11 protein-coding genes are annotated in these 13466 nt (G+C 47.2%); 5 read left to right on the top strand and 6 right to left on the bottom strand.

The annotated features are described in order from the left end of the window. Positions 1 to 79: 79 nt before the first annotated feature. Genes ACOQPU_RS11395 through ACOQPU_RS11380 form a run of 4 tightly spaced genes read right to left on the bottom strand, consistent with a single transcriptional unit; the run spans position 80 to position 5187 of the window. Positions 80 to 1003, bottom strand: coding sequence for a hypothetical protein (locus tag ACOQPU_RS11395; protein WP_420645230.1), 924 nt, complete (start codon positions 1001 to 1003; stop codon positions 80 to 82). Then, positions 1000 to 2274 (bottom strand): O-antigen ligase family protein, encoded by a 1275-nt coding sequence (locus tag ACOQPU_RS11390; RefSeq protein ID WP_420645229.1) that lies wholly within the window; start codon positions 2272 to 2274, stop codon positions 1000 to 1002. Before ACOQPU_RS11390 ends, ACOQPU_RS11395 begins: the two co-directional genes overlap by 4 nt. Continuing rightward, complete coding sequence (locus ACOQPU_RS11385; protein WP_420645228.1) at positions 2271 to 3392, bottom strand: glycosyltransferase family 4 protein; 1122 nt, start codon at positions 3390 to 3392, stop codon at positions 2271 to 2273. The genes ACOQPU_RS11390 and ACOQPU_RS11385 overlap by 4 nt, the downstream gene beginning before the upstream one ends. 55 nt (positions 3393 to 3447) lie before the next feature. Continuing rightward, positions 3448 to 5187: an NBR1-Ig-like domain-containing protein gene (locus tag ACOQPU_RS11380; RefSeq protein WP_420645227.1), complete on the bottom strand. Its 1740-nt coding sequence runs from the start codon at positions 5185 to 5187 to the stop codon at positions 3448 to 3450. Between the two features lie 446 nt (positions 5188 to 5633). Between ACOQPU_RS11380 and ACOQPU_RS11375 the strand changes: the two genes are divergently transcribed. From ACOQPU_RS11375 to ACOQPU_RS11355, 5 genes are all read left to right on the top strand, one after another. Beyond that, a complete protein-coding gene (locus ACOQPU_RS11375; RefSeq protein ID WP_420645226.1) occupies positions 5634 to 6551 on the top strand; it encodes an undecaprenyl diphosphate synthase family protein in 918 nt (305 codons plus the stop codon). 29 nt (positions 6552 to 6580) lie between these two features. Beyond that, positions 6581 to 8044 carry a cyclase gene (locus ACOQPU_RS11370; RefSeq protein WP_420645225.1) on the top strand — a complete coding sequence of 488 codons (1464 nt, stop codon included), beginning with the start codon at positions 6581 to 6583 and terminating at the stop codon, positions 8042 to 8044. Next, the gene (locus tag ACOQPU_RS11365) at positions 8045 to 9349 is read left to right on the top strand and encodes an ATP-binding protein (RefSeq protein ID WP_420645224.1); all 1305 of its coding nucleotides are present in this window, start codon (positions 8045 to 8047) and stop codon (positions 9347 to 9349) included. After that, on the top strand, positions 9333 to 10088 hold the full coding sequence (locus ACOQPU_RS11360) for a response regulator (protein WP_420645223.1): 756 nt from the start codon (positions 9333 to 9335) through the stop codon (positions 10086 to 10088). Before ACOQPU_RS11365 ends, ACOQPU_RS11360 begins: the two co-directional genes overlap by 17 nt. Before the next feature lie 113 nt (positions 10089 to 10201). Beyond that, positions 10202 to 12103 carry a response regulator gene (locus ACOQPU_RS11355; protein ID WP_420645222.1) on the top strand — a complete coding sequence of 634 codons (1902 nt, stop codon included), beginning with the start codon at positions 10202 to 10204 and terminating at the stop codon, positions 12101 to 12103. Between the two features lie 102 nt (positions 12104 to 12205). Here ACOQPU_RS11355 and ACOQPU_RS11350 read toward each other — a convergent pair whose 3' ends face one another. Together ACOQPU_RS11350 and ACOQPU_RS11345 are read right to left on the bottom strand one after the other, a co-directional pair. Further along, positions 12206 to 12745 (bottom strand): DUF1684 domain-containing protein, encoded by a 540-nt coding sequence (locus ACOQPU_RS11350; RefSeq protein ID WP_420645221.1) that lies wholly within the window; start codon positions 12743 to 12745, stop codon positions 12206 to 12208. A gap of 14 nt (positions 12746 to 12759) precedes the next feature. Beyond that, entirely contained in the window at positions 12760 to 13437 is a 678-nt protein-coding gene (locus ACOQPU_RS11345) for a DsbA family protein (RefSeq protein WP_420645220.1), read from the bottom strand. Positions 13438 to 13466: the final 29 nt, after the last annotated feature.

Below are 13466 nucleotides of genomic sequence, written 5' to 3'. Positions count from 1 at the left end.
ATTTGCCGCGAATTACGCAAATTTTCGCGAATTTCTAGCCATTTTCGCGCTAATTCGTGAAATTCGCGGCTAAAGAAGCCTAAACCTCACTATTCCCTTTAGGGTTAAATGGCTTGGTTATGCGATTTTGGTAGGCGCGGAGGGTGCGTTTTTGGTGCGCCTGAAAATGCCCTTTGCACATAACGGCCGTAAAACAACTTTCCTCTGACACAGTTTGCTCAAGGGTTAATTTGGCAATTTTGCGTGCCTGTTCCCATTGCTCTAGCCAGGTTCCCAGCGGGGTGCGTAAGGGCAGTTCCGTTACGGCTTGCAGCCACCGTTTGGGTTGGGATTCTGCTGCCAGCACCTGCGGCGGGCCGTCTGCGTTGGGCAAAAAGTTTAGCACCCACTGATTTTGCTGTCGCAAACGTTGGTAGGTTGGCAAGCCAGAGAGTGGCACCATCTGGGCAATTTCCCGCGCCGTATAAATGGTTTGGTCGGCCAAGCCCAATGCCGATTCGCTCACAAAGTAGTTGGGGCACAGCAAGATCCCCCGCCGCGCTGCCCATCGGACCACGCCAACGATTAACGCTCGTGTTAGCCACAGACGGCCGTTTTCCGTCACAATAAAATAATCAATGTCCGCTTTATCAATCACATTGCTCATGGCCAAAGAGCCAGTGACGGCAACCATGTGAACAAACGGTAGCTGGGCGATGATATTGCCATACCGTCGCGCTTCTGCCCACAATTTTTGCGATGTTTGCTGCCGCATTTGGCGTAGGGCGACCACCTCTTCCCGCCCTGCCAAACAGTAAAAACCGTGAAGACAGCTTACTTGTGCTGCCAAAACGGAGCGGCTGGTCAATACCTGCCTCACGTCGTGCAGCGTGGCCACGACGCCATCCAGGTAGCGATGAATTTCTACGGCCGTTAGCGGGTAATCGAACAGATCGACGTAGGCCAGGGTACGCCAAATGGCTTGCTCAAGCGTGGCCTGACGGCTTTGGGGCAGCTGGCTCATGCGCTGCCTCCCGGTTCTACAGCGTGCCACTGCGCCGCTGCCAACCCCCACAGTACCGCCCCTTTAGGCAAAAGCAGGGTGGGTTCTGGATGCACCATGCCCATAATGATGAGTGCCAGCCAAATGGCCGTTCCTGCACGATGCGCGGGTGAACGGCCGTACCGACTCAGCGGCCACAGCCAAAACAGCAGCCACAAAAGTAAGCCCACCACGCCCAGCTCTGCACCTAGCAGCAACGGGACGTTGTGTACCGTCACGGCGGATGGATTGATGGCTTGCGCCGCTGGCAAATAGTGCCCAAGACCCGTGCCGAGGAACGGCCGTTCGCCAATTAACTGCACTGCAATCCCCAAAGCCCGCTGCCGCTCCCACAAAGAGCGACTCTCCAGCGGCGAATCCAACGCCACCAGGCGGCTGGCCATCAAATCGCCATAAACCAAAGCAAACAGCAAAACCCCCGCCAGCAGAATAGCCAGCGGCATGGCAAAATGCCGCCAGGAGCGTCGCGCTGCCAGGCGACGATGGGTCAGGAATATGATGCCACCCACGCCCAACGCCAGCCAAGCCGAGCGGGACAAGCTCACTAGCAACCCCGCTACGCCCACCAGCAACGCCAGCCAAAAGTAGCCACGCAGGGCAATGTTTTCCTGCTGCTCATGCTGCGGCCAGATGAGCAAAATGAGGGCAGTAAGCAAGAGGCCAAGCTGGTTGGGATGACTGTTGAGGCCGTAGGCGCGTAACCAGTTTTGCCCGTCACGCTGGGCGACGCTGGTGCCTTCTACCAATAAATCCAGCGTGGGTTCCCCCAGCCAGGCAATGCCCAACTCCTGCTGCAAAATGAATTGGCCAATGGCAACCGTGCCCTGCACTAGCAAAACAGCCGCCAGCACTCGCCACAGCCTGTTTTGCTGCCAGTGGGGATGATTGGCCAAATACAGGTAAATGAACCAGCAAAGCCCCAGCATTGCAGCAAAATGGCCGGTATCCGCAGTCAGGCACAGTAAAATCAGCAGTGAAAATGCAGCCAAAGGCACAGTAATCACTGGATTTCCCAAAGCGAACTGACCATTTTTGCCCAGCCACCAGTCGCCAACCACCAACAGTGGCAACAGTGAGAGGACGCCAATTTGCCAGCCGTAGCCGGAAACGGCCGTTGGCAATGGCAGCGGCAACCAGCTAAACGGCCCACCCCGGCTGCTGGCGTGGCTCACCAAAAGCAAGAAGAGCATCAGGCCAAAGGCCATTTGGCTAATTTGGCGCAAAAAAGTCATGGGTGGCTCCCGTTTAACGCTTGTTGATAGACTGCGGCCGTTTCCCGCGCCGTCTGCTGCCAGGAATATTGCTTGGCGCGAGCCAAACCCGCTTGCCGCAGGTGGGCGCGTAAATCGGCATCTTGCAAGAGCGTGGCCAACCCATCGGTAATGGCCGCCTCGTCCTGCGGATTGACCAGATAGGCCGCATCCCCACAAATTTCTGCCATGGCAGAATTGCGGCTAGTGAGAACGGGCGTGCCGCAGGCCATTGCCTCCAGCGGCGGCAAACCAAATCCTTCATACAGCGAGGGGAAGGCAAACAGCGTGGCCAACGAATAAATTCCGGGCAAATCTTCCTGAGGCACGTAGCCCAGATTTTGTACCACGTCCTGCAAACCTAAATTTTCAATCTCTTTTTGCAATGAGCCATTGAGCAGCCAGCCGTTAGGGCCAACCAGCACCAGCCGCGCCCCGCACCCTCGCCGGCGTAGGCTGGCTACGGCTCTAATGAGCCGGGTCAGATTTTTGCGCGGCTCAATCGTACCTACAAACAGGATGAACTTATCTGGCAGACGGTAGTGCTGGCGCAATTTTTCTCTCTGAACACGGTCTTCGAGCGGCTGGAAGTTGTCGGGGGCGGCTTCATGAATGACGTGGATTTTCTCGGCGGGGAGTTTGAGGATGCGCATTAAATCCAGGCGGGCGTGGTGTGAAACGGTGATAACGGCCGTTGCCCGCCGAGCTACATGCGGCAGCAGCAAGCGTAAAGCCAGCAACCGGCTCATTGGATGGTATGTGCTGTGCAAAAACAGAGAGGCATCGTGAATGGTGATGACGGTTGGGCAGCTTGCCCTAAGCGGGGCGGTGTTGTTGGGAAAATGGCAAAGTTGCGGCTTTGCTTGCCGAATAATGCGGGGAAGCATTAGCTGCATCCAGACAAAGCGACTGATAAACTGACGGGCGACTAGGCGCATCTGCGCCAGTTCCGCTTCCAGTGAGGCTAACGGGTGATTACTAAAGAGCAAATACTCCCACTCTGGATGTTGCTGAACCAGATGCGTCAATAGGCGGCCTGTATAATGCCCAACGCCAGAGCGTTGTCCCAAAAGTGGCGTCCCATCAAACCCAATTCGCATCCAGTCTCCTCAATTGATTAGCGCAGTATGGCAAAACAAAAGTAGCCGCACTTTCTTATTCTGTTTTGGCAGCGCGGAAAGAATCCGCGGCTACATATTGCGATTGCCACCAGAGGCCAACCAGCAGCCAAAAAAGCAATCCGGTGCTGTTGAACAGCAAAAAGAAGTCAACCAAGCCGTGAATCAGATAGGACAATAAGCTGGCAAAAATAGCCATTTGCCACGCGTCTACGGGACGTTGGCGCAAAACGTGCCACGCTGCTTTACCCTCCCAAATCAACCAAACAAAAAAGGGAACCGCGGCCAATAATCCGCCCCCCACCAGAAATTCCAGATACCAGTTATTGGTGTGGATGGTTTCGTTCCAGCTAGCTGCGCCAAGCAAACGGCCGTAAACTAGCCGAAAATTGTCCAAGCCGATGCCCAGCAACGGCCGTTCCCCAATCATTTGCAACGCCAGTGGCCACAGCGTGCTGCGGTCCGGGATGGGCAGTTGATACGCCCAGGCGGGAACGGCCGTATCCGGCGGCAAATCTGCTTCCGCATTACCTGGCACAACAACTACCGAGGTTGTGGCAAAGAGATTACTCTTCTCGCCAAACCAGGTAATTTGCTCCTGCACCACGTCCCAAATTAAGGTGTATTCACCCGGCGTGGTTGGTGCCCGCAGCGGAATTTGCAACGAGACCGTCTGGCCGGGTAGCACCGGCTGATCAAACGGCCAGCGCGGTTCCGCCAACTGTAGGCCGCTCTCATTTTGAATCCAGCGACCTCCCAAATTGATGGGTGGTTGCCGCTGGCTAGACCAGATCAATGTGCCATTGTTGGTAACTGTAAGGGGGACATTGTGTGTTTCGTTGGCTACCAAAGTAAGCGTCTGGGGAACCTGCCATTCAGCCAGATACCAACTGCTGTCTCCCTCGCTCCCCAGCCGTAAGCGAAACGCTTCACTGGCATAATTATGGAAGACGAACAGCAATCCAACCAATCCTAGAAGGCCCAGCCACGGCTGCGCTATTTTAAGTCGCCAACGCGACAATAGTAACATTGCCCCACTCACAGTGCCAATTGTTAGAAACGCGGCGCGGCTGAGCGTGAGGAAGCTGGCCTGAAGCAGGAGGAGCAAAAAGAGGAGATTAAGGAGGAAGACGGCCGTTTTCCTCGTTCGCTGCCACCAAAGCCAACCGACCATTAGCAGCAAAGGTACAATCGCTTCCAGGTACATGGCTGCGTGGTTGGCGTAATCCAGCGGTCCCGTTAATCGTAAAAACTCGCCCGCCACGGTAATCCCCGCCCGAAACGGCAGCAGCCAGCCCAACTCACGCCCTAGCCACAGTTCTGATATGCCAATGCTAGCGATCAGCAGACCGCTAGCAATCATTGCCCAAATAAGTTTGGTGCGCTGGGCTGCGTTGCCAACAAGCTGCGGCACCGCCAATGCCAGCCCAATGCCGCTGAGCAGCCGCAAGCTGGCTTTGAGGGCGTTGCCGCTCTGCTCGGGGGCTAAAACGGCCGTACCCACAAACATCCCCCCCGCCACTAACAAAACTATCCAGCGATGAGCCGGCAGTGAATTGAACGGCCGTTGTTGCCACCACAGTAACCCCGCCACCAACAAAGTCAATCCCAACACAAGCTCCACATTGGTAATTGCCAATGGCCCCACATGCACAATGGGCTGATCCAGCTCAAACGGCAGCATTAGGATGAGTAGCAGCAGTAGCCAATGGCCAATTGAGCGGATGGTTGGGGTTGAATATTTTGAAAATCTTGTGATTATTTGCTTACCAGTCAAGTTTTTGTTGAACCTCAAAGATATACACAATCGTGGCATTTTGCCAGTTGATTCTCCTGTAAAAACAGGAATTCTGCCTTCCATCTGAGACCCTGAGTCGTGTATACCAACTACCAACATGCTCGGTTCGGAGAACATTGATGCTGTCGTTTACATTGCTTGGACAACCTGTTTTGTTAAAAGGTGGCGTTCCCCTGAGCAAGTTCCGCAGTAGTAGGGATTGCCTTTTTAAGAAATCGAATGTGACAAAATTCCAGTTTAGATGTCCAATACGGAGTGTGCATTGAAGCATCATAATAGTGAACACAAAAAAGATGAAGTAGGGTAAATGGGTGAGAATCGTTTTGAGCCGTTTATCATTTACAGAACAACCTAAGTCATTCTTCATAGTCTGACTTACCTTTATGTGAAGATATGGTCGGTATGGATATGCGAGGTGAGCGTGAATGGAAATTGACAAATTTCTTGCTTTAGAAACAGTTGAGATAGCCCAGTTAATGCAATCAACTGGACCAAAAGTATGTGCTTTGATCTTCAACGGAACGCGCAGATGGTTTGTCTTAGAGCATGCAAAAAACTCTGGCCAACTCACCTCCAAATATATTGAAGAAACATCAAAAAGATTAATTGAAATATGTAAAATGCTGTTTGAGCATGGTATTGATACATTGGTTCTGCCAATGCTCAATTCTCATATTATGAAACGAGGCGAACAGTATTTACAAGTTGCTGCAAGCGCACTTAAGCAGGTTGCAACGCATTCAAGATATCTAGACTTCTACAAAGATTATCAGGTACGTGCCCGTTTTTATGGTCAGTATCATGAATGCTTGGCCACAACATCACATGCGCATCTGTCCCACTTATTTGATCAGCTTACGGAGAAAACGCTAAATCATACTCAATATCGCATTTTTTGGGGCATCTGTGCAGATGACGCAATTGAAGCAATTACGCAGATGGCCATTGATTATGCAAGTAAACACGCAATTGTACCGAACAAGGAAAAGTTAATAGAGCTTTATTACGGTGAACCAATTCCTGAGATTGATCTATTTCTAAACTCTGGGAAGCCACATGTTTCAGATGTTCCTTTAATTAGCCTATATAAAGAAAGTTTATATTTTTCTGTTGCGCCTCTACCCTATCTTAATCAACGCCAGTTGCGTCTAATTCTTCACGATTTGTTGTTTGCAAGAAATTATCATGAAGGGGGGTACGAAAAATTGACTGAAGAGAAATTAAACACCTTGCATAAATTCTATCACCTTAACCTAGAAAACACGCTTGGCGTAGGCGTTCACAACACAGAGTGGGGCGTATGGCATCCAACGCCTCAACTATTTTTATTGGATGATGCCTAGTAGAGATATATTTGTTGCGGATAAATTTAATGGACTTAAAGAAAAAAATCATCTCATTATTGGACAGTATTGGATCAAGCCAAATTACGCCTTCTCCCTATGATACAGCTTGGGTTGCGCGTCTTAGCACAATTGGATTGCCCTTAGGGTTTGAAGCTTTAGAATGGCTCCGACAGAATCAATTAGCGGATGGCTGTTGGGGAGCAGAAAAACCGATCTATTACCACGAACGAGCGATATGCACCCTTGCTGCTGTTATTGCATTAGCTAAATATGGTGACGAAAGTGATCGAGCTCGCTGGCAAAAGGGGTTAGTGAGCCTTGAAATGACGCTTAATCGGCTGCATACTGATTTAATGGGATACACTATCGGTTTTGAACTGATTTTCCCCACTTTGCTTTCAGAGGCAGAAGAATTAGGTATTCTTCAAATCCAAAGAAATGGGTTTTTCAAAAAATTAATGAAGGAGCGGGATAAAAAATTGTCGCGCTTGCCAACAACGATCAACCGTTCAATGACGGCCGCTTTCTCTTCTGAAATGGTAGGTGACGACAACTTGCACTTGCTCAATGAAGAGAAATTACAACAATTAAATGGCTCGATTTCATATAGCCCATCTTCAACTGCTTTTTATCTTCTCCATTTTCAGCCAGAGAACGAAAAAGCATTAGATTATTTGCACAATGCCGCAGTTGGCGGCGCGGTACCATATGTCACACCAATTGAAATCTTTGAATATGCATGGACTTTGTGGAACTTATCACTTGTCGATCCACTTGATCAGGTTATTCTTCAGCATTGTCAACCAATTCTAGATAAACTCGAAAAAGAGTGGCGTTCGACTATGGGTATTGCTTCTTGTATCGGTTTGACATTGCCCGACGGTGATGATACAAGCGTGACATATAAAGTACTCAATCATTATAAACGGGATGTAGATATCGAAGCTGTGCTTCGTTTTGAAAGAGATGACCATTTTTTATGTTTTGAATATGAAGCCGATCCGTCTCTCAGCACGAATATTCATGTTTTAGCTGCTTTGCGACAAGCAAAATTGCCCATAGAAAATCAGTCGGTGCAAAATGTTCTGTCGTTTTTACAAAGATCAAGATTTGCCGATGGATTCTGGGTCGATAAATGGCATGCATCTCCTTTTTACCCAACGTGCCACGCGATTATTGCATGTAGTGGCTATATTGATGAGTTTGTAAAAGATAGTATCGAGTGGGCTTTATCCAGCCAGAATGAGGACGGTTCCTGGGGATATTATGTGCCTTCAGCAGAAGAAACAAGTTATTGTATTCAAGCACTGTCGATTTCACGTAGATTTGGTCATAAAGTACCAAAGCAGGTTATTCGACGTGGTGTCGACTGGTTGAATGACCATCAGGAAATGAGGCTGCCTCTTTGGATTGGGAAAAGTTTGTACTCTCCAGAACTCGTTGTTGAGTCATCTGTACTTAGTGCGCTTTTATTAGGGGAACTTCTGTAGATGTCAAAAATGCTAACCCTTATCAACTATCTTTTAGATGCCCCTTCAGAGGATCCTGATATCGAGCGCCGTGCAAGATTATTGAATACATTGCTTTTGGGTGCATTTCTGATTCCCGCTTTTGTAATTATTAGCTTGTTTGTTATTGGGGAAGGGAGTTCCGATGAAAGGTTGGCCATTTGGGTTAGCTTGGCGGTTTTGCTAGGCGTTGCTTGTATTTACGTGATTAACCGGCAGGGATGGGTAAAAATAGCGGCTTGGATGTTTTTGGTTTTATTGACACTGGGCATATCGTTTGGGGATGTGCCAGAGGAAGTAGTAAACGGCCGTACGCTATTTATGATGACGATTCCCGTATTAATATCAAGCATTATTTTGCAACCCTACACCAGCTTTATCGTGGCGACATTAGTCAATCTACTACTTCTCCTGATCTCAATCAGAATTGACCTTATCCCAAACGTGGTTTCCTATGTTGCACTTTTTTTCATAGCACTTATTTCCTGGTTGGCTTCTCGTTCATTAGAACAAGCATTAGCAAAAGCCCGGCGCAGCAACCGTGAATTAGCCAAACGCTCAGCAGAGCTTGTTAAAGCACAAGACAGCTTGGTGCGGCAAGAACGACTGGCCGCCCTTGGTCAGCTGGCTGGTGGTGTTGCTCATGAGCTGCGGAATCCGCTTGGTTCCATTAAAAATGGCCTCTATTTTCTCAATATGAAAATAGAAGCCCCTGAACCACGGGTCAAAGAAACATTAAAAATTATCGAAACAGATATTACAAGAACTGAAGCGATTATTACCAGCCTTTTGGATTTCTCGCGCCCAAAGCAAATTGTAGTGCGCGAAGTTGTATTAAAGGATATTATTTACGAAACATTTACCCATGTGCCTATCCCAAACAACATTGCCCTCATTATAAAGCTTGATGAAAAATTACCCAATGTATTTGTTGACCCAGATCAAATGAGGCAAGTGTTTATCAATCTTTTTACCAACGCTGTTCAGGCAATGTCTAATGGCGGTCAATTAACTATTGAATCGAAAAAAGTGACACCTGATAAAGTTCAAGTGTCTATTACAGATACTGGTGGCGGAATAGATGATGGTAATTTAGCGAAATTATTTGAACCACTTTTTACTACACGTGCAAAGGGTATTGGTCTAGGATTAGCCATTACAAAGCTTCTAGTTGAAAGGCATCAAGGGAGTATTGAAATTCAGACCAAAAAAGGAGTGGGTAGCACCTTTTTCATAACGTTTCCAATACAACAGCAACGGGAGATAGTCGGTGACAACGCAAGATAGCATTCTCATTGTCGATGATAATATTAATTTAAGCCAAACAATGTCCTTTGTTCTCCAAGATAAAGGATACAAGGTTTTGACAGCAGGCAATGGTGCAAGTGCCATTCGAGCAGTTAAGGAAAACTTTTTCGATATCATCTTTATGGATATTAAAATGCCAGATATGAACGGGGTAGAGTCATATAAGCACATTAAAAAGATTAATCCAGATGCTACCGTTGTAATGATGACGGCCTATTCAGTCGAATCGCTGATCCAAGAAGCATTAATGGAAGGTGCACATTCGGTCATTCGCAAACCACTCGATTTGAATAAAGTGCTTGCCATGATTCCACTTATCAATAAAGCAAAACGCGGAACTTTTATTTTGATCGTTGATGATGATGAAGGTATCAGCGCTACCTTAAAAAGCATTTTTTCTAATGAGGGTTACAAAGTTGTCACGTGTTTTACTGGCGAGCAAGCGATTCAACTAGTTAATAGCATGATTTTCGATATTATCCTCATTGATATCAAGTTGCCGTCGATAAATGGATTAGAAACATTTTTAGCAATTAAAGAGGTGAATCCTGAGGCTGTCTTTATCATGATGACTGGGTATCGAAATGAGGTGTCTCATCTCGTTATGGAAGCACTTGACAACAATGCTTACACATGCCTGTATAAGCCTCTCGAAATTGAACCATTATTGGAATTAGTTAATCAACTTTCGATTTCCCAAACAGGAAATGCAGCCTGAAAAAATATTTTAGTACATCACGAAAACTGTTTTGTATAAAACGCCACTACCTCTAGGTTGCTTTCGGCATAGAAAATCTCCTGCGCGTTTATCAAACATATTTACAGTTAATAATGGAAAAAACAAACAGACTTCTTATTGTTGAAGATGATGAAAATACAACGCGAACCTTGCTCTTTATTTTCGAGAGTAAAGGATTTTGGGTTGAAACAGCATTTAATGGAGAGCAGGCTAGGGAAAAGATACAACATGGAACCTTTCATCTGGCACTTGTCGATATTCGGCTTCCCGATATGGAGGGTGTTGCTTTAATTGAACCGCTGAGAGAGGCCGATCCTGATCTGGTTGTGATTGTGATGACAGGGCATGCAACAATGGAAACGGCTATCCGCGCTTTAAATGCAGGTGCTTCAGCCTATATCACGAAGCCATTTAATATAGATGAAATGTTTGTCACGATCAGACAAGCTTTGGAAAGACGAAATCTGGTTGTTGAAAACCGAAAGCTACTAGAAACTGTGCAGCAACAAACCTATCAACTTGATCTGATTTTGTCCACTATACCGGACGGTATTCTTTTGCTTAACCACTCTTATTGTGTGCAACATGCAAATCCAACTGGCTCACGCTATTTAAAGACATTGGCGAATGCAAAAGTGGGTGATGTAATTACTCATCTTGCTAATCAACCGATTGCAGAAAGTTTAAACAATATCACGGAGTCCAATCAATTGTGGCATGAATTGGAATTTGTTGCGGAAAAGCGATTTTTTGATTTAGGGGTCAGCTCCCTCACATCTGAGCCTTCACAAAATGGGTGGGTGCTTGTTCTGCGGGAAGTAACAGAAGAGCGTGAACGGCAAAAGTATCTTAACGCCCAAGAACGGTTGGCTACAGTGGGTCAACTAGCAGCTGGTATTGCCCATGATTTCAATAATGTACTTGGGGTAATTACGCTTTATTCTGATTTATTACTAAGCACGGCCACCCTTTCTCCAACAAATGAAGACCGATTGTATACTATCAAAAAGCAGGCACACCATGCTGCTGAGTTAACCTCTCAAATTCTGGATATTAGTCGTCGTTCTATTATTAAGCGCAAGCCGATAGACATGGTGCCTTTTTTCAAGGAGTTGGTCAAATTGTTGAGGCGAACTATGCCAGAAAATATTTTGATCGATTTTGAGTATGAAAAAGACCCTTATGTTGTGAACGGCGATAATACACGCCTGCATCAAGCGTTTATGAATCTGTGTATTAATGCCAGAGATGCAATGCCTGATGGCGGCAATTTGCAAATCTATTTGACAGATATGACACTTAGTTCCCATATGAAGACCCCTCTACCCAACATGCCTACTGGAAGATGGTTAATGATTCAGTTTAATGACTCGGGCATAGGTATTAATGAGGAAAATTTGCACAAAGTATTAGAACCGTTTTTTACAACCAAACCGCCGACTCAAGGAACTGGACTTGGGTTAGCCCAAGTTTATGGGATCGTTCGTCAGCATGATGGGTATTTGGATTTGTCTAGTGAGGTAGGGGAGGGAACGACGATAACGATATACCTTCCGCTTATCTTAACAGAAACGGGATCATTAATTCCGCAAATGCCTGACAATAACCATGCTGTACAAGGCAAGGGCGAAAATATTTTAATTGTCGAGGATGAAAAAGAAATACGGATCGCCATGTGTGATGCGCTTGAAATATTAGGATATACAGTGGTAGTGGCTCAAAATAGCGAAGAAGCTCTTATTATTCTTGACCATTATGCTCCAGAAGATATTGCCTTGGTGGTAAGCGACATGGTAATGCCGGGCATGGGAGGGGAAGCTTTTTTCCAAATTCTTAGTAGGCGGAAACCCAGACTGAAAATGCTCTTTGTTACTGGTTATCCGCTAAATGAACGAGGACAGGATTTGCTTAAACAAGACAATGTATCTTGGCTGTCTAAGCCGTTTACTAATGAAGCCTTTGCTGAAGCTGTTAGAAACAGTATTGAGACCTAATATCGACCTATACTCTTCGCAATTACTTACTTTCTGTTATTCTGCAAGAATTGTGATGTTGTCAATTTGGGCTTTCTTCTCGCTTAAGCAAAGATGTAGCTGCTAATGAGATTCAAAATTAAAATTCTTTTCGCCAGCCTGAATGGGCACGGTGAGCCAATTTTCACGTGGAGGGAGTGGGCAACTGTACTGAGGAGAATATGCGCAGTACGGATTGTAGGCAAAGTTGAAGTCGATTTTGATACGGCCGTCTGCCAATGCTACCAATCCCGGCCGATGATTATCTAAATACCGTCCTGCGCCGTACGTCTCTTTGCCGCTGGTGGCATCGCGGAAAGGTAAGAAGAATTCCTGACCATAGATGTCGCTGTAAATGATCAGGCTAGCTGGCTCGCCGTCAACCTCAAATGAAATTCGGCCGTAGCGACGGTACGGCCGTTGCTCACCCGTGCTGGTTTCCATCTCAATCATCGGTTCTGTAGCGGCAAACTTCTCCACTGGCAAAACCATCACCAATGCCTCGTTTGGCTCAAAGTAAGCCAAGCCATCAAAATTTGCCCGCTGTTCGTGGTCTAGCGGCGACTGCGGGTGAAAGCCCATAAATTGGTCTATTTCGTTACGAAAATGGGTTAATTCATTCATCTGTACATCCATAACTAATTTTGTAAAAGCGCGCTAATTGTAGCAGACATTGACTCGTAAGACGGGAAAACTTGCTCGCCATTAACCAGAAATGTGGGCGTGCCGCGGGCACCATCGGCTTGGGCCTGCCGAATAGCCTGGCTCACAAAATCCTGATATTTGCCGGAATCCAGGCAGCTATCAAATTTGTCTCGGTCTAAGTTAACGGCCGTAGCAATCTCTTTCACCCGCCGACTGCTCAGAGCAGGGTAATCTTCCAGGTTTTCGTAAATGTAATCATGAAATAGCCAAAAGGCATCTTGCTCTGCCGCACATTGCGCTCCCTCAGCACCGGTGGGGGAGGTGGCTGTAACCACCGGAAAATGCCGATATTCAAAGCTAATCTGGTCGCCAAATTGTGTCTGTAGCTGCTCCTTGATGCCCAAATTGTGCCACCGCTTGCACGATGAACAGGCTAAATCTCCATACTCAACAACGCGGATGGGCGCGTCGGCTGGGCCATCCAAGTTGGGAGAAATTTGGGCAGCTAGCTCTTCTGCGGGAATGATGCCGGCATTGCGCCACCAGGCGATGCCAACAAAAACCAACAGCAGCACAGCGGCAATGCCTGCATAGCGGATTTTTTGCAAGCGGGCGGCTTTGGCTTTGGCAGCTTGCCGTTGCCTGCGCGAGGATGACGAATTTTTGGGCATGGAACCTCCAATTGATTAGAAAATTTGGA

Source organism: Candidatus Leptofilum sp. (assembly GCF_965223285.1).
Taxonomy (GTDB): Bacteria; Chloroflexota; Anaerolineae; order Promineifilales; family Promineifilaceae; genus Leptofilum.
The sequence above is the reverse complement of the archived record's forward strand: the minus strand, read 5'-3'. Positions and strand labels throughout refer to the sequence as shown.